Below are 24,045 nucleotides of genomic sequence, written 5' to 3'. Positions count from 1 at the left end.
AAGTAAAACAAATTAAAGGCTTAGTTGTTAAAGAAGGGAAATTGGGCAAGATAAAATCGAGACTAAAATGCATAGGATTCAGTTTAAGTATAGCTTAGGCCTAAATTATAAAGGGGGATTAACGATGTTTGGCTTAATAATTTTGTTGATTATTGCTTATTTTATCTATAAAGAATCATATTCCGGAGGGCTGTTTGGGGGGCATCATACCGCCCATACCCGTAATCCTCTGGATATCTTGGATGAACGCTACGCACGCGGTGAGATTAATCGAGAGGAGTATTTTGAACGTAAAGCGGGGCTAAGCGGGCGCAAACAAACAGTTTCTCTTGAAAAAGCCAATCAGGAATAAGATTTTGAGTTCATATTGGAAATAATTATTTTAATGTATTGAATTTGAAGGGGGAATTTACATGATGAGTGGTTGGGGACGCATGATGGGCGGTTGGGGTAATGGTGGTTATGGTTACGGAGGCTATGGTGGTTATGGCGGCTATGGGATGGGAATGATGGGCTTTTTCATGCCCTTGATATTTGGAGTCGTTATTATTTTGCTGGCTGTCTATCTCTTCCGCCGCAGTAGGTCAAGAGTTCAGTCACAAGGATTTAGCACCCATAATAGCGCTCTGGATATACTGCGTGAACGTTATGCACGAGGAGAGATTGATTCCACTGAATTCCAAAGCAGAAAACAAGATCTGGAAAGCCGTTAGTAGCGGGTTAGTATTACCATTATCATGGCACTAAACAAGAAACCGTTTAACAAAAAGAAGACTCATATAACAAATCGGCCTGCTGATGGACAATCATTGGCAGACCGATTTGTTATTCTGTCAGAAATGATAACTTTTGAGAAACAGAGCTTTCTTTACAGATTCAAAAGTTGTGATTAATATGTTTGCTGAGCTCTTAGCTGGGAAGTTTTTGATCCAGCCAATTAAGAAGCTCTTGAGGGCTGTTTACGGTTAAACCATTATTGGTTTTGGCTTTTCTGACCAGAACAATATCTAAACCAAGCTCTAAAGCTGCTGAGATCTTTGTGTCTGTTCCTCCGGCAAGACCGCTGTCTCGTGTAAGAACAATATCCGCGCCGTAAAACTTAAAAAGGGCTTTATTAATTTCTTTGGAAAATGGACCTTGCATAGCTACAATATCCCGGGGATGCAAACCAGCTTCCCGACATTTTTGCACTAAATGTCCTTCGGGTAAAATTCTCGCCACGAGACGCACTGATTGGGCAAAAGAACTAGTGGTAATTGTTTGAAGCTGGTGGCTGCCTGTCGTAATAAAGACGGTAATTGTATGGCCTTTTTGCTTGCGCAAGGTATTAATACGTTGTTCAAGCAGGGCCAGTGCTTCTTCCCAATCATAGACAGGAAAAATTAAGGGGCTGGAGGGAACTTTAGTTTCTGGTCGCTCTAAGCGGATAAAAGGAATGTTCAGTTCCTCGCACCAGCGTCGCAAAGAACTGAATTTAGTACTCATAGAAGGGTGACTGGCATCAACAACTAATGCAGGATGAGACGGTAAGGGAGTTTCTTCAGACCAGTATTGTCTCTGAATAACATCAATGTTTCTAGCCGTTAACTGCGTATTCAATTCACGTGCTGCTGGAGATTCCCCCAAAAGAACAATCATGTTTGTTAACCTCCGTTAGTGAGCAATAGCTTGAAGGGGCAATTAGTTCAGGCAATTTTCCAAATCCATGACCTTCCATACGATATAAGAAACTGCCCAAGTAATAACGAAAAGGCTGACAAGTATGTAGCCGATAGAACCAAAGTTGAGACTTTGGACCCAGACCCAAAAATTGCTATGGTAACCCAGCTTGGTTGACAGTATTTGCGCGAGTTCAATAATCCCAATAACTAGGGCGGCAATAACCGATAAACCTGTAACCGAAAGATTATAATAAATTTTACGCAGAGGGGTAGAAAATGCCCAATGATATGCTGTCGTCATAAAAACCCCGTCTGCTGTATCCATCAAACTCATGCCTGCTGCAAATATAACAGGCAAAGAAAGAATTGCTGTCATGGGCATGCCTTTAGTACCGAGTGTAGCAGAAATGGCGAGTAATGCAACTTCCGAAGCTGTATCAAAACTAAGCCCGAAGAGAAAGCCTAAAGGATAAACATGCCAACTTTTATTTATAAATCGATAGAGAGGTTTAAAAAAACGGGTTACGAATCCTCGATTCAATAAGAGTTCATCAAGGTTTTCTTCATCAAATTCGCCTTGACGCATTTTCTTAAAAAAGCCAAAGATATCAAACCAAATGTAAAGGTTAAACAACCCTATAAGCAAAAGAAATCCTCCGGCAACTGCGGTCCCTATTATGCTGGCGAAATTTTGTATTTGAGGGATGTTTTGTTGTGCCCAATGCATAGAAACAGCAGTAATAATGGACATGATACAGACAACGGTTGAATGACCAATCGAGAAGAAAAAACCGACTCCCATAGGGTCTTTTTCTTGTTGGATCATTTTGCGCACTGTATTGTCAATAGCTGCAATATGATCCGCATCAAAGGCATGACGCAGGCCTAAGGTATAAGCGAGAAAAGCAAATCCCAGTAACTGAGGAAATTGTTTTAAATTTAACAACAGCATGATTATGCCCAGAAAATGTATACCGGTGACAGAAACACCATAAGGAAGCCAGCGATGACGATTCCAAATACCTTTGGCGGAGTTATTCATAGGCCCTCTCTCCTAACCCGTGAAGTAATTATGATCTCAGACAAAACCAAAAGCCCTTCTGCTAAGAGAAGGGCTTAAAGATAATACAAATATATACCCCCTAACATTCCCGTAGGCAGTTTGGCTTAAGAATAAGCAGGTCTCCTGGCTCAAGATCATTATCAACTCACGTCTTCCCAGGTTTGTCCCAGTGACATTGTGTGAATTGATTCCCTTTTACAGTGGCGGGCACCGCGTCAGCTTTTAACTGACTTTCCTTTTCAATCCTTTTCCCTCAGGAAGGGATCACTTGTTCTTAACTATTTAGTTTATTCTAATAATAACATGAATGAAGTGATTTTGTACAGTAAGTTCATTAAATGTAAACCATGTGTTATAGTTATAAAATCGGGGGTGGAAGTGTTCAAATGTTTAATCCATTTTTCATCTTAATAGGAATTGTTTTTTTTCTTGTCTATGGAGGGATTAATTATTATATCGGCCTGCGTGGCTGGCAGGCTTTATTTAGTTATATTCCCTTTATTCCTTTTAAAGCCTATTGGTTTGTCTTTGCGCTGATTTCATTGTCCTATTTAATTGCCCGCTTTCTGCAAAAATTTCTGCCTCAGGGGCTTTACGAAGGCTTAAATCTAATTGGGGCCTATTGGATGGCCTTTATGTTTTACTTTTTATTAATCATTGCTGCCATAGATCTCTTGCGTTTAGTAAACCATATTTTTCATCTTATTCCTCTGAAGGAAAGCCTAAATCCTGCTTTTGGATTGGCAATCTTCGTTCTTGTGCTGGGAATTGTAGGCTTCGGAGCCTGGAATGCGCGAAACCCGCGGATAAATCATTATGATATTACAATAGCCAAACAGGCGGGATCTCTAAAACAATTGCATGTTGTGATGGTATCGGACATTCATCTCGGAACGATTATCCATAATAGTTATCTGACCAAGATGGTTGGAATGATCAATCAATTGCATCCTGACCTGGTATTGTTTGCTGGAGACGTATTTGACGAGAATGTTGAAGCGGTTAATAAGCAGGAAATGACGGAGGCCTTCGAAAAACTAAAAGCCCAGTACGGGGCCTTTGCGGTGTTGGGCAATCATGAGTATATTGGAGGAAATGCTGAAGAAGCTGCCAAATATTTGGATGCAGCCGGTGTAAGAGTATTGAAGGACAGCAGTCAGGAAATTGATGGAAGTTTCTATTTAGTTGGAAGGGATGATCGATCCGGATCTCGCTATAATGGGGTTCAGAGAAAATCTCTGCAAACCTTGCTCCAGGGAGTTAATCATTCTCTGCCTATTATTGTTATGGATCATCAACCATTACAATTGGAGGAACCAGTTCAGCAAGGGGTTGATCTACAGCTGTCAGGTCATACTCATGCAGGACAGTTGTTTCCGATTCGCTTAATTACCCGTCGAATTTTTGAAGACGATTGGGGCTACCTTAAAAAAGGAAACTTTCAACTCATCGTTTCCTCAGGATATGGAACCTGGGGTCCGCCGATTAGGTTGGGAAATACACCCGAAATTGTAGATATCACGATTAAGTTTAAGTAGTCCGGTCGTTAAAAATAATAGCGCATATAGTTAGGTGGTGTTGCTATATGGAAAGTTTGCCCTGTAAAGAGTGTAGGGGATTATGCTGTGGTCCTGTTCCCATCACAATACAAGATCTTAGGTCCATAAAAACAGCTCTTAAGTTAATGCCTGAGGTAAGACGATCTGAGCTAAAAAAGCAAAAGCGTTATTTTGGAACTTGCATTTTCTATGATCTGGATAAGGATATTTGCGGTATTCATAAAGCGAGGCCTTCCATATGCCGTGCCTTTGGACATTATAAGAATTTAATTTGTTTTAGAAAGCCGGAAGCTTCTAAAGATTTAAACTGGGTTGTTACTGAAGATCCTATCGGTATTTTGTCGGTGGATTTTACCTGGAAGGACTTTGATTTACTGCTGAATTAGGCAGCGGCTATCTTTTGAACGAAGTTTCTCGGCAAGATGACCGATTTCTCTGAAAAGGAGGCAGACGATGGCTAGGGATGGCAGAAGCTTAGCGGAGGATGTCGCGGAAGACATTCTGGCAATGATTACTATCGACAAAAAATTTTCAATAGGGGATAAGCTTCCCAATGAGAATGAGCTTGCGGGTAAATTACAAGTGAGTCGTACGACACTGCGAGAAGCTATTCGCATCTTAATCGCTCATAATGTCTTGGAAATCCAGCGTGGTAAGGGAACTTATGTCAAAGATAACCTGGATTTAAATAAGGCTTATGGATTAAAGGAGCTTTCCGCATTTAAACCAGATATCCAAGATCTCTACGAAATGCGGCTTATTTTTGAACCGCAATCGGCTTATTATGCTGCAAAACGTGCGACTGATAAAGAACTTGAGCGAATTTTGTATTATGGCAAGTTAGAAGAAGAACTGATCATAAAAAAAGAAGATCGAACTGAAGTTGAACAGGCCTTTCATCAGGCCATTGCTAAAGCGACCCATAATGAGTTTATGAATCAACTGATGCCGGTTCTTTACCAAGCTATCAACAAAGGGGTCCCTTTGTCGGATACCAATGAAGAAATGGTTCGCAATACGCTAAATGATCATCGCATGATTATGGAATTTTTAGCAGCTCGTGATGCTGAGGGAGCCAAAACTGCTATGAAGCTGCATATTATTCATGCCATGAGAGGTTTTGGATTTGTTGAAGATTAAACTTATTTTCGAATTTGTACTTTGAGATTTATCCAATCGTAAGACTCCCACTTCAAGTGGGAGTTGTTCTCATACCTTGCTTTGTTGGGGGTAGAGACCATTCTTCAGCGCGATAGCATTAGGCGATTTCAGAGTAAGTGTCCACAAGAAACTTTCGTCACCGCAACTCTGATGTTTAACTCTAGTTGAACGAGTTTACTTAAGGTTAGACAAAAAGAATTTTTGAGTAGTATTATTTCATCAATAGACATTAGACATCACGCAAGATATAATGATGTTAAACAACCTAAAAGAGAGAGGTGTTCAAAATGAATAGTGATGCAGTAACAACGACTGTGCCTCATCGGGCCTTGTTTCATGCCCTAGGTTTGACTAATGAGGAAATGGAAAGGCCGCTAATTGGTATTGTCAGTTCGAAGAATGATATCGTTCCGGGGCATATGAATCTGGACAAGATTGTAGATGCTGTAAAGCTGGGTGTCGCTATGGCCGGAGGTACTCCTCTGGTTTTCCCGGCAATTGCTGTCTGCGATGGGCTTGCCATGGGACACCAAGGAATGAAGTACTCCCTTGTCACTCGAGAATTAATCGCTGATTCTACTGAAGCGATGACCCTGGCTCATGCCTTTGATGCTTTGGTTATGGTTCCAAACTGTGATAAGAACGTTCCCGGGTTATTAATGGCTGCAGCTCGGTTGAATATACCGACTATCTTTGTCAGCGGCGGGCCAATGTTGGCAGGAATTGTTGATGGGCAGAAAACAAGTTTTTCAAGCGTTTCGGAAGCCGTTAGTGAATTTCAAGCAGGGAAAATTTCCAAGGAAAAATTACTGGAATATGAAAATAAAGCTTGCCCGACTTGTGGCTCTTGTTCCGGAATGTATACCGCTAACAGCATGAACTGTTTAACAGAAGTATTGGGGATGGGACTTCGTGGCAATGGGACGATCCCGGCGGTTTATTCTGAGAGGATTCAGCTTGCAAAATATGCCGGGATGCAGATTATGGAGCTCCTAAAAAGGAATATTCGGCCGAGAGACATTATGACCGAAGATGCTTTTAGAAATGCCCTGACCCTCGATATGGCTCTGGGCTGCAGTACGAATAGTATGCTGCATCTTCCGGCCATTGCCCATGAATGCGGCATTAAATTAAACGTAGATATCGCTAATGAAATTAGTGACCGAACTCCGAATCTCTGCCATCTTGCACCTGCCGGGCATACCTACATTGAAGAACTTCATGAGGCGGGCGGCATTTATGCGGTAATGAATGAAGTTAACAAACTCGGCTTGCTCAAAACGGATTTGATCACCTGTACAGGTAAGACTGTTGGCGAGAATATTGATGGCTGCATAAACAAGAATACAGAGGTCATCAGGCCCGCTGAAAATCCCTATAGCAAGACAGGAGGGATTGCTGTCTTAAAAGGTAACCTGGCTCCGGATTCTTGTGTTGTCAAACGTTCCGCAGTGGCTCCTGATATGTTGAAACATGAAGGGCCGGCTAAAGTGTTTGATTGCGAAGAGGACGCAATGCTCGCCATTACAACGGGTAAGATTGTTGCCGGCGATGTGGTTGTCATTCGTTACGAGGGACCGAAGGGTGGCCCGGGAATGCGGGAAATGTTAAATCCCACCTCTGCTATTATGGGAAGTGGACTTGGCGAAAGTGTTGCTTTGATTACGGATGGACGTTTCAGTGGTGCAACGCGAGGGGCAGCTATCGGTCACGTATCTCCTGAAGCGGCAGTTGGAGGGAATATCGCTTTAATCGAGGACGGAGACATTATCCAAATTGACATTATGGCCAATAAAATTAACGTCAACCTGAGTGAGGATGAACTGGCAAAGCGCAGAGCGAAATGGGTGCCGAGACAACCCAAAATCACGACCGGATTCCTGGCTCGTTATGCCGGAATGGTTACTTCCGGCAACAGAGGCGCGGTTTTAGAACTTCCTAAGCAATAAGCACAAATAAAGGCAAAGCAACCAGCAGATCGCCTTAAGCGACTTGTTGGTTGCTTTTTAATACCCTTTTACAACGTTAATTAGACAGGGGTCAGGCATATTTTGTCAAGCTTTTTTGTTAGTCAGCAGAATCAGCAATAAACAGAGATAATATGCGTTCTTTTATGGCTCTGAGTTCTAGGTTTTCCAGAGAGCGTGGATAAGGAAAAGGCAAAGAAATGACGTCCCCGACTCTGCCTGGATTTGAATGCATGATTATGATTTTCTGGCCGAGAGTTAACGCTTCATCCACATCATGGGTAACGTGGATACAAGTCTTCTGAGTTCTTTGCCACAAATGAAGGAAGTCTGTCTGGAGTTTAGTGCGAGTCAGGGCATCGAGGGCTGAGAAGGGTTCGTCTAAGAGTAAGATCGCGGGATCTACTGCCAGGGCGCGGGCAATAGCGGCCCTTTGAGCCATACCGCCCGATAATTGGCTGGGCCAAGCTTTGGCAAACCCCTTAAGTCCAACCATTTCCATGAGGTCAGCAACAGTTTTATATTCTGATTCCCTAGACATACGCCCTCTTATGCCGAAGGCAATATTCGCCTCTAAGGTCAGCCAAGGAAATAGGCGGGGTTCTTGGAACACCATTCCTCGTTCCCTTCCCGTATCCTTAAGATCCTGGCCATTAAGAATGATCTCTCCTGAAGTTTGTTTTTCCAGCCCAGCGATGATCCTGAGAAGGGTTGTTTTTCCACAGCCGCTTTTGCCAATAATGCAAATCAGTTCACCGGAGGTAACTTCAAAGCTAAGGTCCCTTAAGGCCCGGATTCGTTTGGAACCTATTGTATAATCCTTGCTGATTTCTTTGAGTTTTAGAAAGGCTGCCATTTGGGTACCTCTCGTCTCTCTTGCGTATCCCGCCAGGGTAAGAGCGTCTTTTCCAGACGTAAAAATACAAAATCCAAAAATAGGCCGGTGACCCCAATCATCAAGACTCCCGCAAGCATTAGATCGGGTTGAGCTAATTCTCGTCCTTCCTGAATGAGGTAACCAATTCCCTTGGAGGCCCCAAGAAGTTCTGCAGCAACCAATGAACGCCAGCAAAAGCTCAGACCAAGTCTCATTCCTACAAAGACAGAAGGAGCAGCAGAGGGGAGATAGACTCTGACAATAATTTGCCAGGGTGAGAGACCGAAGGTTGAAGCTACCTCTTTCAGTTTAGAGTCTGTGTTGGAAATACCGTGCATAGTGTTCAAAAATATGGGAAAGAAACCGGAATAGGTGATGATGGAGATTTTAGATGTTTCATCAATCCCTAACCAAAGAATGAACATGGGTATCCAGGCGATAGCAGGAATCTGCTGCAAGAAGTTTAAGAAGGGAGATAAGTAATCTTGGGCTCTAGGTATCAGACCTAACAAGAAGCCTAAGGGAAGGGCAAGACAAAACGCCAGACCAAAACCGCAGCCAACGCGGTAGAGACTAGCGCTTAAATGGTTTAACAACGTCCCATTATGGGCAAGGGCAAAAAGCTGGTCCATAATTCCGGAGGGAGGGGGAAGAAGGTAACTATTGAGCCAGCCCATCTGACTGAATAATTCCCAAACAAGAACAAGGACAAAGGGGAGCAGCAAGGCCCTAATTGTTTTTTTTAAGACGTCAGTCATAGCAAATCGGTCTCCTCTGGATGAAGGGAATGAAGATTCATCACTTGGCGGGCAGGAAGTTTGGATCTACTAAATCATTAACAAGTTTATTGAGATCAACATTCTGTTTAATCATTCCTTGGCTCTGCAAAAATTCTGCGGATTTTAACAAATCGCTTTTTACTTGATCAAGACTCATGGCGAAGGAAAATTCAGGGTATAGAGCCTTCACAGCCGGGAGGCCCATTTTGTTTTCACTGGCGGCAAGTGCCAAGGCATCGCTAAGATGGGATTGGGTCCAATCAAGCGAGGATTGATGGATGGCTAAATAGCGTTTAACAATATCTGGATAGGATGCTGCAAAATCACTGCGTACGGCAATAACGGATAAGCCTGGGATTAAGCCTTCGGCAGAGATTAATTTCTTTGCCTTGCCGGCCGCAACAGCCTTGGTGAGCAGGGGTTCCGGAAGTATGGTGGCATCGACCTGACCTGAGGCTAATGCAGCCGCTCCCGCAGTAGAATCCATGTCGACAATTTCCAGATCTTCAGCAGTTAAGTTTGCCTGCGCCAGGGCTCTAATTAACATCTCATGCAGCATGGTTCCTTTTTGCAGAGCAATTTTTTTCCCTTTGAGGTCTTGAATTGTCTTAATGTTTTCCTGAGGGTTGACAACAAGACTGATTCCTTTGGGAAAGCGGGAATAGGCGGAAATAATTTTAAGGTCATTCCCGTGAGCTTTTGCTAAAATTACCGAGACATAGTTGAGACTATTGGCGAAATCAAGAGACTTGGAGGCCAGGGCTTCCAGTTGATTGCTCGGGTCGGAAAGATCGTGCCACTGAAACTTAATGCCGTCTTTAGAAAACTCTTGTTCAAAAAGCTGTTTATTCTTGGCGACAATAGATGGAACGTTAATAGGCCGACTGACATACGAGGCATTGATTACTTGGGGCTTTTTCGCGGTGGTACTGCTTGTCGTTTGTTTCGCAGCGGAACAGCCGCTGAGAATTGTTGCGCTTACAAGAAAGAGAAAGCTTAAGAGAATTATAACTATGGATTTAGACCGAACCGTAGTAATCACCATCCTACTTCGTTGTTTTATGCCTTTGTTCTTAAAGGCACTAGTTCAATAATAGCATTAATTCATCGATAATCCAGATAAAATTTGGATAAATATCTATATTTAGGGGTATTTTAGTCTTATCGTCCTTGGCTCAGAGACACTCCGCCAATCCATACTGCGGGGGTAGCATGATGAGCTGCAGTTTGGCGATAGGCTCGTCTGCGTTAACTTCAGGTGGGGTAGAGTCCTCCTTCGACGCTAAGTATTCCTTTTGGGAAAGGCGGCTCGGCAATAATGTCCACTGGACATTATTGTATCTGAAGCCCCGATGTTCAGCTTTAGCTGAACGAGTTCACTTACTATTAAAATTTTGAGATTGACAAAGTCAAAACTTATGATACGATATAATAAAAAATAAGTGAGTAATCACTCATTAATAAAAACCTTAACAAACTTTTTTAAATTTCAACAAAAGGAGTAATAAGCAGCAGATATGAGCAAAAATCAAAGAGTTCGCAGCAAAAAAACTGTAGAAGAAAGGCGGCAGGATATTTTAGAAGCGGCCCTCAAAGTGTTTTCGGAAAATGGCTATAAAGGGGCTACCACTGCCGAAATTGCCCGCCAAGCAGGGGTAGCTGAAGGAACTATCTTCCGGCATTTTGCCACGAAGAAGGAATTGTTGACGGCAGTTTTAGAGCCGAAAATTGTTGAAGGTTTAATCGTTTTAGACCAAGAGAAACGAGAGAGCAGTCCGGAAGAATTTTTCCGCTGTTTTCTTAAGAATCGGTTGGAGTTGATGCAGGAAAATGCCGGGCTGTTTCGTTTGATGTTTGCCGAAGCCCAGTATCATTCCGAAGTACGGGAAGCACTGTTTCATGGAATTCTGGGTCCGGGGATAGGTCTAATTAAGCCCTGGTTTGACAAAGGAATTGCCCAAGGGGTGTTTAAGCCGCTGCCTCTTATACCAACGATGCGAAGTTTTATGGGGATGGCTATGTTTTATGGGGTCTTTGGCTTTTTGTTTCCTAATTTATCTCCAGAAAGAACCATCGACGAGGCAGCCGATCATATTGCTGAGCTTTTTTTGCATGGGTTAGTGCGGTCAGACAGTTAATCGTTTATCCAATCGTAAGACCCCCACTTCTTGTAGGTGGGAGCGTCTCCCATACTTTGCTTCGGTGGGGGTAAAGTCCATTCTTCAGTGCGATAGCATTTGTTCTGGGCTAGGCGCTTTCGGCGAAAGTGTCCACAGAGCACTTTCGTCGTCGAAGCCCCGATGTTCGGCTTTAGCTGAACGAGTTCACTAAAACGTTTCAGAAAGAGAAGAGTTAACTAGAGTCAGGAGGAGAAGCTATGAAGAAAAAGTTGCTGGCAGTCATCGTAATCGTAGGTCTAATAGCTGTTTCAGTCTGGGGGAATTCTTATCTTAATCATCCTCAGGATCAAGATGTTTTTTCGGGAACTATTGAGGGGACGGAAATTCCGGTCCAGCCGGAGCTGGGAGGCAAGATTGTTGAGCTGAAGGTACAAGAAGGGCAAATGGTTAAAAAGGGAGATGTCATTGCCAAGCTCGATGACAGTCAGGCTAAGATTTCTCTAGAGACCGCTAAGAGTCAACAGACCCAGGCTCAGGCGAAACTCGATGACCTGCTGGGAGGGACTAGAGCAGAAGAACTGCGGCGATTGGAATCTGTGCTGGCGCAAGCCAAGGATAATGCTGCGGCTTTGGCTCCGAGTCTTCAATTGGAAGAAAATAACCTGGCGAATGATCAAAAACTTTATCAAAACGGGGCTATAAGCAAACAGGACCTGGATACTCAACAAAACAAATACGATACCCTCAAGGCTCAGTATGAAGCTGCTCAAGCCAATGTTAATGCAGCTCAGGCAAGCTTAGATCAAGCTCAGGCAGGTTATACTCAACCGACCATTCAGGCCCAAAAAGCAGCTGTCGATATGGCAGCTCAATCTATTGAAACGGCAGAATTGAATCTAAGCAAACTTACGATAACAAGTCCGGCAAATGGGCAAGTACTCTATAAACAAGTTGAGCCTGGGCAAGTGGTCAATACGGGCTCGACGCTGATTACCTTACTGGATTCTGATGATTTGTGGATTAAAATCTATGTCCCGGAAGCAAAGCTTAACAAGGTTAAAGTAGGCGGCACGGCCAGTATTTCGGTAGATTCCTATCCAAATAAAGTCTTTAAAGGACAAATTCAATACATCAGTACCCAAGCTGAGTTTACACCTAAAAACGTTCAGACAAAGGAAGAACGGACAACAACGGTCTATGCAGTTAAAATCAGCATTACCCAAGGGAAAGGCCAACTAAAGGCAGGTATGCCTGCTGACGTGACCCTGGATTAGAGGAGTGAGAGACATGAATTTAGCAATTGATTGCCAAGGTTTGATTAAACGATTTGGTGCATACACGGCTGTTCAGGGTGTCACTTTTCAAATCCCTCGGGGTGCCATCATGGGTTTTGTAGGACCCAATGGGGCGGGTAAGACGACCACTATTCGCATGTTGTGTGGAGTTCTGGTACCCTCCGACGGGAAGGCTACGGTCTTGGGGTTTGATGTCAAGAGCCAGCCTGAGGATATTAAGCAGCGCATCGGCTATATGTCCCAGAAATTTAGTCTGTATGATGATTTAACTGTTGCTGAAAACCTCGATTTTTATGCCGGAGTGTACAATTTACGCGGAAAGGCGGCCGCGGCTCAGAAAGATCGGGTGATCGAGCGAATTGGTCTGGGTGAACGAACTTCTCAATTAGTTTCCTCTCTCTCCGGAGGCTGGAAGCAGCGAGTAGCTCTGGCCTGTGCGTTGCTGCATAATCCCCAATTGTTAGTTTTGGATGAGCCAACCGCCGGTGTAGATCCTGTATCACGTCGAATTTTTTGGGATATTATCCATCAGCTGGCTAAAGAGGGCATGACAATTTTGGTCAGTACCCATTATATGGATGAGGCGGCTTCCTGTGATTATTTGGGCTTTGTATTTTATGGACGATTGATTGCCTTTGGTTCCCCTGAGGAGATGAAACAACGAGAAGGAAAAGAGACCTTGGATGACCTCTTTATCTATTATGTGGAACATGAGGCATCGGAGGATCCTCGCAATACAAAGACTGGAAGCGGAGGGGCAGGCTGATGCTGCGATTTTCGTGGACCCGCTTTTTAGCGGTTTTAAAAAAGGAATTTATTCATATTCGGCGGGATCGCGCCAGTTTAATTATGGCCATCGCCATGCCTCTCGGAATGCTGCTCTTGTTTGGTTATGCTGTAAATACTGACGTTGAACACCTTCCGACAGTGGTTTGGGATCAATCCCAAACTCAGGAAAGCAGGGATTTTGTGTCTTCTGTGCGCAATACTCAATATATGGATCCCGATGATTATGTTTCCGGATATAAGCAGATTGAGAATTATTTAGACAGCGGTAAAGCAAGGGCTGCCGTGATTATTCCTCCGGATTTTGGCAAACAATTGCAAGGACAGCAGGCAACGGTTCAGGTTCTCGTCGATGGTTCTGATCCTACGATCGCCCGAGCAGTCACCTCGGCCGTACAAATGTTGGGCTTGGATAAATCTCTGGAGTTACAAAGTCAGCGTTTAGCCGCCATGGGGAATTCCGGAGGGACGACGTTACCCCTTGATATTGAGACGCGAGTCTGGTATAACCCGGATATGAAGTCAAGGAATTTTAATATACCAGCTTTGATTGGTCTGATCCTGCAAAATGTGATCGCAATGTTAACCTCTTTCTCTATTGTTCGTGAGAAAGAACGTGGTACTATGGAACAATTGATCGTAACGCCGATACGTTCTCTGGAACTTCTTCTGGGTAAACTCTTGCCCTTCGTCCTGATCGGGTTCGTTTCCCTTTCCTTAATTTTGACAACAGGAATTTTTTGGTTCGGAGTTATGCCTATGGGAAGCATTCCTTTACTGGTCCTATTGTCGACAATTTTCCTATTTACCATTTTAGCTATTGGCCTCCTTATTTCCAGCATTGCCAAGACACAGCTTCAAGCTATGCAAATGACCTTCATTTTAATCTTGCCGTCCATTCTTCTGTCCGGGTTTGTTTTTCCGAGGGAGACAATGCCTAAATTGCTGCAATTAATGGGCGGATTACTTCCTTTAACGTATTTTCTAGAGATTGTCAGAGGGATTTTTCTCAAAGGAGTAGGACTCCAGTTTCTTTGGCAAGATACTTTGGCCTTATGTTTATTCGCCGTGATTTTGCTGGCAGTGGCTTCGAAAAAGTTCAAAAAGAATTTAGACTAAGAGTATTTCAGGGGACCGTTGCCTAAGAACTAACTAGTTGCAAGCAACGATTTACTTTCTTGCTCATTATAAACAGTAAATTACTAGTGCTTATGATGTAGACATTTAAGCCTGATTTGGTATTTTATCAAGGGTATGCTAGGATTATGTGAGAGTTGCCTCATTGAGCCCGGGTTGCTTAATGGGTGGGCAAAGATATCTAATAATATTTTGGAGGACGATTTCGCATGAAAAAGGTTCAAAAGCTAAGCATGTTGCTATGTTTACTCACGGTGATTTTTGTAATCCTTGGATGCGGGACACAGACGAACAACTCTGCGTCGCAAGGATCGACAAATAACAGTCAAACTGCCCCCAATTCAACGTCTTCTTCCGCCCCTGCGCCAACAACAAATAATAAAAGCAACCCTGTCGTGACCATAACAATGGCTGACGGGGGAGTGATTAAAGCTGAACTCTATCCGACCATTGCGCCTAACACGGTGAAAAACTTTATTTCCCTGGTAAAAAAAGGTTTTTATAATGGCCTAACCTTTCATAGAGTTATCCCAGGGTTTATGATTCAAGGAGGAGATCCGAGCGGTAATGGAAGCGGCGGTCCGGGGTATAGTATTAAAGGAGAGTTTACCAATAATGGCTTTAAAAACGACTTGAAACATACACAGGGGGTTCTGTCCATGGCCAGGACTGATGATCCTAATTCAGCCGGTTCGCAATTCTTTATCATGGTCGCAGCGGCACCAAGTTTAGACGGTAATTACGCCGCTTTTGGAAAGGTGACGAGCGGGATGGATGAAGTCGATAAAATTGTCAATACTCAGAGGGATCAAGCGGATAAACCCTTACAAAATCAAGTGATGAAAAGTGTTACAGTGGATACCTTCGGTGTAAACTACGGTGATCCCGAAGTTATTAAGAAGTAAAACCTGACTATACTTTTAAGCCCCCGCTGTCTGTCAGCAGGGGCTTTTTAGACAAATTAGTTACAAATTTGGTCAAATAATGACAAATAAACATGATACAATGTTTAGAGGCCAAATTTATTTCCGCTTAATAGTTTTGCAGCGGCCTTAGGGTGATTTATTAAAAAACGATGGTTATCTAAAAGAGAATGGAGTGATAGTATGCCTGCAAAACGTTTGGCTGGGCTTGGTGCTTCAGTTTTTACGGAAATGGATAATTTAAAGAAGACGTTAGAGCAAGAGGGTAAATCATTAATCAATTTGAGTATAGGAAGCCCTGATCGAGCTCCGGCTGAGGAACTTCGCCAGATTCTCAGTCAGGCAGTTCTTGAGGAAACTCAATATGGTTATACGTTAACCCGTGGGACTGGAGAATTTCGCCAGGCTTGTGCCCGATGGTATCAAGAACGGTTTGAGGTTTCTTTAGATCCAGACTCTGAAGTATTGCCCTTAATGGGTTCCCAGGATGGACTGGCTCATATTTTTTTAGCCTATATTAACCCTGGTGATTTAGCGTTGATACCCGATCCCGGTTATCCTATTTATACAGCCGGCCTGTTGCTGGCAGGCGGAGAGAAGGTTCCTCTGCCGCTGGAGGAGAAGAATGGCTACTTGCCGGATCTCCAGGCAATTGATCCCGATTTGGCGCGAAGAGCTAAACTTATGTTTTTAAATTACCCTAATAATCCAACGGCCGCGGTGGCCCCTCTTTCCTTCTTCGAAGATGTTGTGGAGTTTGCTAAAACCTATGATCTTCTTATTTGTCATGATGCCGCTTATTCTGAATTAGCCTTTGAAGGCTATCGACCGGTGAGCTTTTTACAAGCGCGCGGTGCTATAGATGTGGGTATAGAATTTCATTCTGTTTCTAAAACTTATAATCTTGCGGGAGTCCGTTTGGGCTTTGCAGTGGGAAAGGCAGAAGTTATTGGTAACCTTTCACAACTTAAATCCAATATTGATTATGGAGTATTTGGGCCAATCTTAAGAATGGGGGCAGCCGCACTCAGTTTACCTCAAAGTTCCATAGACGAAAATCGGCGGGCTTATCAGAGACGAAGAGATATTTTGGTAGAAGGCTGCGCTCGTGCGGGTTGGAAGATGCCGCTGCCTCAGGGTTCCATGTTTATTTGGGCTCCGGTTCCGACCAGGCAGGATTCGGTATCCTTTGCCAGGGAGTTAGCCCGAGAAGCGGGGGTCATCGTGGTTCCGGGAGTGGCCTTCGGAGAGTATGGCGAAGGGTATGTGCGTATAGCTATGGTACAAGACGACAGAGTTCTGGAAGAGGCGGTTCAGCGTATTCAAAACTATTTGCGGCATAGGCTGATAGAGGCTTAAACTTCATCGTTTACTTAACGTGTCAATGAAGTTTCAGCCTTTGCTTTCCATTATATGGAACATGTTATATAATAAAAACCATTAACATCATTGATGATGAGCATAGTTAGGGAGGAAATAGGATTTTGAATTTTAGTCAAGTTATTGCTAAAGAACTTGGATTAAAGCAGACACAAGTGCAAGAAGCAGTCAACTTATTGGATAGCGGAAATACGATTCCCTTTATAGCCCGTTACCGTAAAGAGGTTACCGGGGAACTAGATGAAAATGTATTGCGCGATATTGTTGAACGGTTAGATTATTTACGACGCTTGGAACAGCGGAAAGCTGAGGTCCTGCGGCTTATTGATGAACAAGGAAAACTTAGCGATGAACTGTCGGCTCAAATTACTGCCGCGACAGTACTTCAGGACGTCGAAGATCTCTATCGGCCCTATAAGCAGAAACGTCGGACACGGGCTACTGTGGCTAAAGAGAAGGGTTTGGAACCTTTAGCTTCATGGCTGCTCCTCCAATATCCCGGAGTTCGCGTTGACCCTCAGGGAGAGGCCGCGAAGTATCTGAATGCTGAATTAGATGTCACGATGGTCGAAGATGCTTTGAATGGTGCCATGGATATTATCGCCGAGCTTATAGCTGATGATGCTGCTTTGCGTAAACAGATACGTGAAGAGACTTGGCGAATCGCTGATGTGGTTGCTGCAGCGTCGGCTAAAAAGGGTAAGGAACGCTCTGCCTACGAAATGTACTATGAATACCGTGAACCAGTTCGTAAGATTCCTCCCCATCGGATTTTGGCCCTTAATCGGGGCGAGATTGAAGAGTTTTTAACCGTCAAAATTGAATCTCCCTTGGAAACGATCCAACGGCTTATTGATATTCGTTATGTAAAAACCGGCCCTTGCGCCGAATATGTTCAAAGGGCGGCCGCAGATTCTTATAAACGCTTAATAGAACCTTCTATTGAAAGAGAGATACGGACAGAGCTTTCCTCTCATGCTGAGGAGCAAGCGATAAAAGTGTTTGCCGCCAACCTTCGGCAGCTTCTGCTTCAGCCTCCCGTCCGGGGTAGAATAGTTTTAGGTCTTGACCCAGGATTCCGGACCGGATGTAAGTGGGCCGTTGTTGATGAGACGGGAAAACTTATGAAGGTGGGAGTAATTTACCCCCATACCGGGAAAAGGCAGCGTGAAGAATCAAAAGTTGCTTTAAAAAAGGCAATTACAGAATTCGCAGTCGATATCATTGCTATAGGCAATGGCACAGCCTCGAGGGAAACGGAAGAAGTTGTAGCGGAAATGATTCAGGAAGAGGGAATAACTGCCGAATTTATTTTAGTCAGCGAGGCAGGAGCTTCTGTCTATTCCGCTTCGAAATTGGCCGGCGAGGAATTTCCTGATTTTGATCTTTCTCTGCGGAGCGCGGTCTCCATTGCCCGACGGCTTCAAGATCCTTTAGCTGAGCTGGTTAAGATTGAACCGAAAGCCGTCGGTGTGGGTCAATATCAGCATGATGTTCAGCCCAAGCGGTTGGAGGAATCTCTCCATGGAGTTGTGGAAACCTGTGTGAATGCCGTTGGTGTTGATCTAAATACTGCTTCGGCTTCCCTGCTTCAATACGTGGCCGGGCTGAAACCGGCAGTAGCGAAAAATATTATTGCCTGGCGTGACGAGAACGGAAAATTCAAGTCACGAGACCAACTGAAAAAAATCCCCCGCCTTGGTGCCCAAACATTTATCCAATGCGCTGGGTTTATTCGTCTGCCCGATGGGGACAATCCACTGGAAAATACACCGGTTCATCCAGAATCCTACCAACTGGCGGAGAATATTTTAAAAAAGGTTGGTCATACCCCTCAGGATTTAAAGGATCATCTTAGAGAAGTCCGTCAGAAACTCGCCGAACAAACAGCTGAGGAATTGGCTGAAGAATTTGGCGCCGGGGTACCGACAGTTCGCGATATTTTAGATGCTCTGCAAAGACCGGGACGAGATCCACGGGAAGATTTGCCCCGACCGCTGCTGCGGCGGGATGTCACTCACTTAGAGGACCTCAAGGAAGGCATGATCTTAGAAGGAACCGTTCGCAATGTGGTCGATTTTGGCGCTTTTGTGGATATAGGAGTTAAACACGACGGACTTGTTCATATTTCTCAGTTAAGTGATAACTATATTAAACATCCGATGGAGGTTGTAGCTGTAGGAGATATTGTTAAAGTTCGTGTTCTGGGGATTGATAAGGAGAGGGAACGGGTGAGCCTTTCCATGAAGGACCTTTTGCCTAATGCGTCCCTAGCCTAATATATCGGGCTTTATCACGCCAAAGTACCCTACGGTAAGGTGGCGGTGGGTTAACTTTGATAGAAATGAGGGCTGTCTTCAGTGCAGAAGGTTCAAATGCAGCGTTGGCAGGGAGTAGGTGCTGTCCTAACAGCGGGAACTGGATATGCCTGTATGTCTATTCTCTTGAAAGGGGCCTACCAGCTTGGACTTGGACCAATCCAAGTCATTGCTTTACAATCTTGGGTGGCATCTATTCTTCTCTTTAGTTATACAGTTATTTTCAAACGGGAGATTTTCAAAATTTCAGGACGGATGTTGGGCTGGCTGCTGCTCCAAGGTGTCGTGGGAACAATGGGAACAAGCTTGTTGTATGCTTACGCGCTTATGTTCCTGCCCGTTTCCGTAGCTATACTTCTTCTTTATCTATATCCGGCCTTAGTTCTTGGGGCGAGTGTTTTTTTATGGCATAAGCAAATCGGTCAAAAGGAATTGGCAGCTCTCTTCTTGGCCTTGGGCGGGACAACGTTGGCCAGCGGAATAGTCTCAGGTGTCAGTGGAGTGGCTTGGGTTGGTATTCTCTTGGGCTTGACGGCGGCAATAGGTTACGCGGTTTTCAATCTTGTGGGAGAAGTTGTGCTGGCTGAGGTGTCGCCCTTGGCGGCCATGTGTTTTAGCCAATGGGTATGTGCTGTTTCGTTGCTCATTGTCACGAAGGGAGAAATTATGAGCATTCCTTGGCAGGATGTACACATTTGGGAAGTAGGCCTTTTGCTGGCTACTATTGCCTCAATCATTCCTTTTTATATGACGTTGTTGGGCATTGAACGTCTTGGCTCTGATCAGGCCGCTATTTTGAGTACCTTTGAATTGCCAATGACGTTTGTGTTAGCCGCAATTTTTTTAAAGGAATTTCCCACCATGACCCAGTGGATTGGAGGGGGATTTGTTTTAGCGGGAATTTTATTATTAAATTGGAGGAACAAAAAGAATGAGGAAACTTCTAATAAAAAACGGCCGGATTTATACGATGGCAGGGTGTGATTTCGTGGGAGATCTCTTAATCGAGGAATCGAAAATCGCGGCTCTCGGAGAAACATTGGAAGTTCCCGGGGATGCTGAGGTGATCGATGCTTCCGGATGTCTCGTTTTGCCCGGTATGATTGATGCTCACTGTCATGTAGGTATTGGGGAAGAGATCTACCGCTGGGAGGGAGAAGACTTTAATGAAATGACTGATCCGGTGACACCGGATATGCGGGCCATTGATGGTATTAATCCTGAGGACGAAGGTTTTCGCGACGCCCGCTTAGGCGGGATCACAGCTGTCTTTACCGGCCCCGGCAGCGGTAATGTTATTGGCGGAACGGGAGTAGTCATGAAGACAGCCGGTAAAATTGTCGATAAAATGGTTGTAAGAGATCCTGCAGGTTTAAAAATCGCTTTTGGCGAGAACCCTAAAATGGTTTATGGTGAACAAAAGAAAATGCCCATGACCCGGATGGGCACGGCAGCACTCCTGCGTCAAGCTTTAGTTGATGCTCAAGTATATAAGGGTAAGCTTGAGGATGGGAAAAACGATCCGGATAAACTTCCGGAGAGGGATTTGGGCCTGGAGGTGCTTATGAAGGTTATTCAGCGGGAAATTCCCTTACGCGCTCATGCCCATCGGGCGGATGATATTATGACGGCAATTCGTATTGCCCGGGAATTTGACGTTGATTTAGTTATTGAACATTGTACGGAAGGTCACAAAATTGCTGAAGAGTTGGCTGAGTTGGGATATCCTGCGGTGGTTGGTCCCCTTTTGACAAACCGCTCGAAAGTTGAATTAAAGGATAAATCGTTCCAAACTCCGGGAATCTTAACTAAAGCAGGAGTTAAAGTAGCTATTATGACCGATCACTCAGTTACTCCCATAGAACAGCTTCCTTTGTGTGCTGCTCTGGCTCACAAAGCAGGAATGGATAAGGAAGATGCTCTTCGTGCCATCACCATTAATGCGGCGGAAATTCTCGGTGTTGCTGATCGTATCGGTTCTTTAGAGGTTGGTAAAGACGCTGATATTGTTGTTTGGGATGAACATCCCTTTCAATTGGGTGCGCGTCCTCACTATGTCATTATCGACGGGAAGATGGTCTGTCCGGAAGCGAGGAAAGCTGGTAATGGATTATAAAGTAACGAGTGTGACAGCTGAACAAACAAAAAACTGGGGAAGATATTTAGCAGCGTACTTGCTGCCCGGCGACGTCCTTGCCTTAATTGGGGATTTGGGCGCCGGAAAAACTGCCTTTGCTCAAGGAATCGGCGAAGGGTTAGGGGTCACGAGACCGATGGCCAGTCCGACGTATACCTTAATTCATGAATACGAAGGCCAATGTCAAGGAACTCAGATTCACTTAGTTCATATGGATTTGTACCGTTTGCAGCATCCTCACGAAGCTGAAGTGATCGGTGTTGAGGAATCGTTTTCAGGGGATTCTATTTGTTTAATTGAATGGCCGGAAATTGCTGAGGATTATTTGCCGGAAAATCGCCTGGACGTTAATATCTTTGGGAGCGGGGAACAGCCTAGGGAAATTGTCTTTCATGTCAATGAAGGGAATTGGGAACAACGGATTACAGCCATGATTCACTCTAAGGAAGGAAAGCTTGGGGGATCCTAATGAAATACTTAACCATAGATACAACAACAAAAGTGAGTGCCATTGCCCTAGCCGAAGATGGAAAGGTCGTTGCTGAGGGTTTCTTACATACCTCAAAGACACATTCAGAACGGATTATTCCAATGCTGGACCAGCTTTTTACTGCTGCTGCTTGGTCACTGTCTCAACTGGAGTTAATAGGTGTTGTGAGAGGACCGGGTTCATTTACCGGGATAAGGATTGGCATCGCTACAGCCCAAGGGTTGGCACAGGTCTTGAATTTGCCGTTGGTAGGGATACTCTCCCTTGATGCTCTCGCTTGGGCCGGCTGGGGGAGAGACGAAGATATAGTACCCATATTAGATGCGCGAAAGAATGAGTGGTATACAGCCCGCTATCACTGGACAGCGGAAAGTGCTTCTGCAGAGTGCCTAGTGGCTCCACAAGCCCTTTCAATCAGCGAATGGTTGGAACAGTTAAAGGAACTTAAGCAGCGGATTTGTTTTGTCGGCGATGCTGCCGGTAAAGCCAAACAAGAAATTGAAGCTGTTCTTGGGGACAGAGCTATTGTCCTGCCGGATTATTTAAGCTTACCAAGGGGGGCTTATGCGGCCCAAGAGGTATGGAGACGCTGGCAAGAGATTGGTGCAGGCGAAAAGGTAGAGCCCTTTTATATACGTTTTTCGGAGGCCGAGGTCAATTGGGCCAAAAAAGAGCGGGCACGCAAAGGAGAGAACCATGAATAAAGGATTGGTGCGTCCAATGCGTATGGAAGATCTTGAAGCTATCATGGAAATCGAGCATGCTTCCTTTTCAACTCCCTGGTCGTTACAAGCCTTTGCGGCAGAACTTAAAGACAACGAATATGCCCAGTATCGTTGCCTGGAGTTGGATGGCCGAGTGATCGGGTATATGGGACTATGGTTTATTCTTGATGAAGGACATATCACGAATATTGCTATTTCTCCTGACTATCGGGGTCAACGCAGGGGAGAATTTTTGATGCGTTCTGTGATGAACGAGATGGTTAATTTAGGCATGGATCGGATGACTCTCGAAGTACGCGTCTCTAATTATCCGGCCCAGGATCTATACAGGCGCATGGGTTTCAGCACAGCAGGAGTCCGCAAAGGCTATTACGCAGACACGGGGGAGGATGCCTTGATTATGTGGGCGGAATTGGGGAGGAGTGATGAACGATGACGGGGAGTCAGGAGAAGCAGATTACTATTTTAGGCATTGAAACGAGCTGTGATGAGACCTCTGCCGCTGTTTTAGTTGATGGGGTTAACTTACGCAGCCATATTATTTCTTCCCAAATTGTGACTCATCAGAAATATGGGGGTGTGGTACCGGAAATAGCTTCCCGCGAGCATAGCCTTCATATCCGTCCGGTAGTGGAACAGGCATTAGCCGAGGCCAGCGTTGAGTTTAAAGATCTTTCAGCGATTGCGGTAACTTATGGACCGGGACTCGTGGGTTCTCTGCTGGTGGGCGTTTCCGGTGCCAAAGCTATGGCTTATGCCGCCGGAATTCCTCTGTTGGGGATAAACCACTTGGAAGGGCATATTTATGCCAATTTCCTGGAACATCAAGATCTGGAATTTCCTCTTTTGGCCCTTTTGGTTTCCGGAGGACATACGCATCTTATTGTATTTAAAGATCATGGAAGATACGAAGTTTTGGGATATACTCGGGATGACGCGGCTGGTGAGGCTCTAGACAAAGTGGCCAGAGCTTTGGGGTTAGGTTATCCTGGAGGACCTCAGATTCAAAAAGCTGCTCAAGACGGTAATGAGCAAGCGTTTAGATTTCCGCGCGCCATGTTAGAGCCTGGAAGTTTGGATTTTAGTTTCAGCGGAATGAAGTCAGCTGTTTTGAATGCTTTGAATTCTGCCCGTATGCGGGGTGAAACCTTAAATGTTCCCGATTTAGCGGCTTCTTTTCAGCAAGCAGTTGTTGACGTTCTAGTTCACAAAGCACTGCTTGCTCTTCAGCAGACTGGGGTTAAAACGCTTCTCTTAGCAGGTGGAGTTGCAGCAAATCGTTTATTAAGGGAAACTCTTGAGTATGAGCTATCTCGGCAAAAAGTACGTTTAGTTTATCCCTCACCGGTGTTTTGCACAGATAATGGGGCAATGATTGCTGCGGCGGGATATTATCATTTCCTCGCAGGAGACGCTGCACCATGGACATTGAATGCAGTTCCAGGATTAAATTTAAAGTCGTTATAGTGATTATTGTGGTTTAAATGAAAATGAATTCGACGAAACAAAGCGAGGACGTTAGATTTCCTCGCTTTGTTTCGTATTCTTTTGAAAGAAAAATCTCTTTTGCGGAAAGGTACTGTGGATAAGGTAAAACTGTGGATAATGTGTATAAGTCTGTAGATAAGTATAGACAGCGGGTTGAGGGCTTTAAGATAAAGGTGGAC

Annotated in this window: 24 protein-coding genes and 1 riboswitch; of the genes, 19 read left to right on the top strand and 5 right to left on the bottom strand. The window is 44.5% G+C overall.

Features of this window, described 5'->3' with window-relative positions; translation table 11 throughout:
- Positions 1 to 124: 124 nt before the first annotated feature.
- Together ACPUYX_RS14900 and ACPUYX_RS14895 are read left to right on the top strand one after the other, a co-directional pair.
- On the top strand, positions 125 to 352 hold the full coding sequence (locus ACPUYX_RS14900) for an SHOCT domain-containing protein (RefSeq protein ID WP_426380422.1): 228 nt from the start codon (positions 125 to 127) through the stop codon (positions 350 to 352).
- 61 nt (positions 353 to 413) lie between these two features.
- A complete protein-coding gene (locus ACPUYX_RS14895; RefSeq protein ID WP_426380421.1) occupies positions 414 to 713 on the top strand; it encodes an SHOCT domain-containing protein in 300 nt (99 codons plus the stop codon).
- Between the two features lie 196 nt (positions 714 to 909).
- Here the strand turns inward: ACPUYX_RS14895 and ACPUYX_RS14890 are convergent, their stop codons facing one another.
- Positions 910 to 1,638 carry a precorrin-6A/cobalt-precorrin-6A reductase gene (locus tag ACPUYX_RS14890; RefSeq protein WP_426380420.1) on the bottom strand — a complete coding sequence of 243 codons (729 nt, stop codon included), beginning with the start codon at positions 1,636 to 1,638 and terminating at the stop codon, positions 910 to 912.
- Between the two features lie 42 nt (positions 1,639 to 1,680).
- Positions 1,681 to 2,703 carry a HoxN/HupN/NixA family nickel/cobalt transporter gene (locus tag ACPUYX_RS14885; RefSeq protein WP_426380419.1) on the bottom strand — a complete coding sequence of 341 codons (1,023 nt, stop codon included), beginning with the start codon at positions 2,701 to 2,703 and terminating at the stop codon, positions 1,681 to 1,683.
- Positions 2,704 to 2,820: 117 nt separating this feature from the next.
- Positions 2,821 to 3,011: riboswitch (cobalamin riboswitch) on the bottom strand.
- 99 nt (positions 3,012 to 3,110) lie between these two features.
- Between ACPUYX_RS14885 and ACPUYX_RS14880 the strand changes: the two genes are divergently transcribed.
- From ACPUYX_RS14880 to ilvD, 4 genes are all read left to right on the top strand, one after another.
- The gene (locus ACPUYX_RS14880; protein ID WP_426380418.1) at positions 3,111 to 4,262 is read left to right on the top strand and encodes a metallophosphoesterase; all 1,152 of its coding nucleotides are present in this window, start codon (positions 3,111 to 3,113) and stop codon (positions 4,260 to 4,262) included.
- A 47-nt stretch (positions 4,263 to 4,309) separates the two neighbouring features.
- Positions 4,310 to 4,669: a YkgJ family cysteine cluster protein gene (locus ACPUYX_RS14875; RefSeq protein ID WP_426380417.1), complete on the top strand. Its 360-nt coding sequence runs from the start codon at positions 4,310 to 4,312 to the stop codon at positions 4,667 to 4,669.
- A gap of 67 nt (positions 4,670 to 4,736) precedes the next feature.
- A complete protein-coding gene (locus ACPUYX_RS14870; protein ID WP_426380416.1) occupies positions 4,737 to 5,423 on the top strand; it encodes a FadR/GntR family transcriptional regulator in 687 nt (228 codons plus the stop codon).
- A gap of 308 nt (positions 5,424 to 5,731) precedes the next feature.
- On the top strand, positions 5,732 to 7,393 hold the full coding sequence (gene ilvD, locus ACPUYX_RS14865) for a dihydroxy-acid dehydratase (RefSeq protein WP_426380415.1): 1,662 nt from the start codon (positions 5,732 to 5,734) through the stop codon (positions 7,391 to 7,393).
- Positions 7,394 to 7,511: 118 nt separating this feature from the next.
- On the opposite strand, the gene ACPUYX_RS14860 is transcribed toward ilvD, so the two are convergent.
- The 3 genes from ACPUYX_RS14860 to ACPUYX_RS14850 are packed head-to-tail and all read right to left on the bottom strand — an operon-like array spanning position 7,512 to position 10,112.
- Positions 7,512 to 8,267: an ABC transporter ATP-binding protein gene (locus ACPUYX_RS14860; RefSeq protein WP_426380414.1), complete on the bottom strand. Its 756-nt coding sequence runs from the start codon at positions 8,265 to 8,267 to the stop codon at positions 7,512 to 7,514.
- Entirely contained in the window at positions 8,252 to 9,046 is a 795-nt protein-coding gene (locus tag ACPUYX_RS14855; RefSeq protein WP_426380413.1) for an ABC transporter permease, read from the bottom strand. Before ACPUYX_RS14855 ends, ACPUYX_RS14860 begins: the two co-directional genes overlap by 16 nt.
- A 40-nt stretch (positions 9,047 to 9,086) precedes the next feature.
- Positions 9,087 to 10,112, bottom strand: a complete 1,026-nt coding sequence (locus ACPUYX_RS14850; protein ID WP_426380412.1) for an ABC transporter substrate-binding protein — start codon at positions 10,110 to 10,112, stop codon at positions 9,087 to 9,089.
- A 472-nt stretch (positions 10,113 to 10,584) separates the two neighbouring features.
- On the opposite strand from ACPUYX_RS14850, the gene ACPUYX_RS14845 reads away from it, so the two are divergent.
- The 13 genes from ACPUYX_RS14845 to tsaD all read left to right on the top strand — a co-directional run bounded on the left by ACPUYX_RS14845 (position 10,585) and on the right by tsaD (position 23,845).
- Complete coding sequence (locus tag ACPUYX_RS14845; RefSeq protein ID WP_426380411.1) at positions 10,585 to 11,205, top strand: TetR family transcriptional regulator; 621 nt, start codon at positions 10,585 to 10,587, stop codon at positions 11,203 to 11,205.
- A gap of 239 nt (positions 11,206 to 11,444) precedes the next feature.
- Positions 11,445 to 12,461 carry an HlyD family secretion protein gene (locus ACPUYX_RS14840; RefSeq protein ID WP_426380410.1) on the top strand — a complete coding sequence of 339 codons (1,017 nt, stop codon included), beginning with the start codon at positions 11,445 to 11,447 and terminating at the stop codon, positions 12,459 to 12,461.
- 13 nt (positions 12,462 to 12,474) lie between these two features.
- A complete protein-coding gene (locus ACPUYX_RS14835; RefSeq protein WP_426380409.1) occupies positions 12,475 to 13,248 on the top strand; it encodes an ABC transporter ATP-binding protein in 774 nt (257 codons plus the stop codon).
- The gene (locus ACPUYX_RS14830; protein WP_426380408.1) at positions 13,248 to 14,387 is read left to right on the top strand and encodes an ABC transporter permease; all 1,140 of its coding nucleotides are present in this window, start codon (positions 13,248 to 13,250) and stop codon (positions 14,385 to 14,387) included. Before ACPUYX_RS14835 ends, ACPUYX_RS14830 begins: the two co-directional genes overlap by 1 nt.
- Before the next feature lie 227 nt (positions 14,388 to 14,614).
- Positions 14,615 to 15,310, top strand: coding sequence for a peptidylprolyl isomerase (locus ACPUYX_RS14825; protein WP_426380407.1), 696 nt, complete (start codon positions 14,615 to 14,617; stop codon positions 15,308 to 15,310).
- A gap of 201 nt (positions 15,311 to 15,511) precedes the next feature.
- Complete coding sequence (locus ACPUYX_RS14820; protein ID WP_426380406.1) at positions 15,512 to 16,687, top strand: aminotransferase class I/II-fold pyridoxal phosphate-dependent enzyme; 1,176 nt, start codon at positions 15,512 to 15,514, stop codon at positions 16,685 to 16,687.
- A 125-nt stretch (positions 16,688 to 16,812) separates the two neighbouring features.
- Positions 16,813 to 18,987: a Tex family protein gene (locus ACPUYX_RS14815; RefSeq protein ID WP_426380405.1), complete on the top strand. Its 2,175-nt coding sequence runs from the start codon at positions 16,813 to 16,815 to the stop codon at positions 18,985 to 18,987.
- Positions 18,988 to 19,068: 81 nt separating this feature from the next.
- Positions 19,069 to 20,010 carry a DMT family transporter gene (locus ACPUYX_RS14810; RefSeq protein ID WP_426380404.1) on the top strand — a complete coding sequence of 314 codons (942 nt, stop codon included), beginning with the start codon at positions 19,069 to 19,071 and terminating at the stop codon, positions 20,008 to 20,010.
- Positions 19,958 to 21,142: an amidohydrolase gene (locus ACPUYX_RS14805; RefSeq protein WP_426380403.1), complete on the top strand. Its 1,185-nt coding sequence runs from the start codon at positions 19,958 to 19,960 to the stop codon at positions 21,140 to 21,142. The genes ACPUYX_RS14810 and ACPUYX_RS14805 overlap by 53 nt, the downstream gene beginning before the upstream one ends.
- Positions 21,132 to 21,632, top strand: a complete 501-nt coding sequence (tsaE, locus tag ACPUYX_RS14800) for a tRNA (adenosine(37)-N6)-threonylcarbamoyltransferase complex ATPase subunit type 1 TsaE (protein ID WP_426380402.1) — start codon at positions 21,132 to 21,134, stop codon at positions 21,630 to 21,632. The genes ACPUYX_RS14805 and tsaE overlap by 11 nt, the downstream gene beginning before the upstream one ends.
- A complete protein-coding gene (tsaB, locus tag ACPUYX_RS14795) occupies positions 21,632 to 22,357 on the top strand; it encodes a tRNA (adenosine(37)-N6)-threonylcarbamoyltransferase complex dimerization subunit type 1 TsaB (RefSeq protein ID WP_426380401.1) in 726 nt (241 codons plus the stop codon). Before tsaE ends, tsaB begins: the two co-directional genes overlap by 1 nt.
- A complete protein-coding gene (rimI, locus tag ACPUYX_RS14790; RefSeq protein ID WP_426380400.1) occupies positions 22,350 to 22,814 on the top strand; it encodes a ribosomal protein S18-alanine N-acetyltransferase in 465 nt (154 codons plus the stop codon). Before tsaB ends, rimI begins: the two co-directional genes overlap by 8 nt.
- The gene (tsaD, locus tag ACPUYX_RS14785; protein WP_426380399.1) at positions 22,811 to 23,845 is read left to right on the top strand and encodes a tRNA (adenosine(37)-N6)-threonylcarbamoyltransferase complex transferase subunit TsaD; all 1,035 of its coding nucleotides are present in this window, start codon (positions 22,811 to 22,813) and stop codon (positions 23,843 to 23,845) included. Before rimI ends, tsaD begins: the two co-directional genes overlap by 4 nt.
- Positions 23,846 to 24,045 lie beyond the last annotated feature (200 nt).

It is taken from the genome of Desulfosporosinus sp. SYSU MS00001 (assembly GCF_049943955.1).
Lineage (GTDB): Bacteria > Bacillota > Desulfitobacteriia > Desulfitobacteriales > Desulfitobacteriaceae > Desulfosporosinus.
Note: the sequence above shows the minus strand (reverse complement) of the source record. Positions and strands in the feature narration are given on the sequence as shown.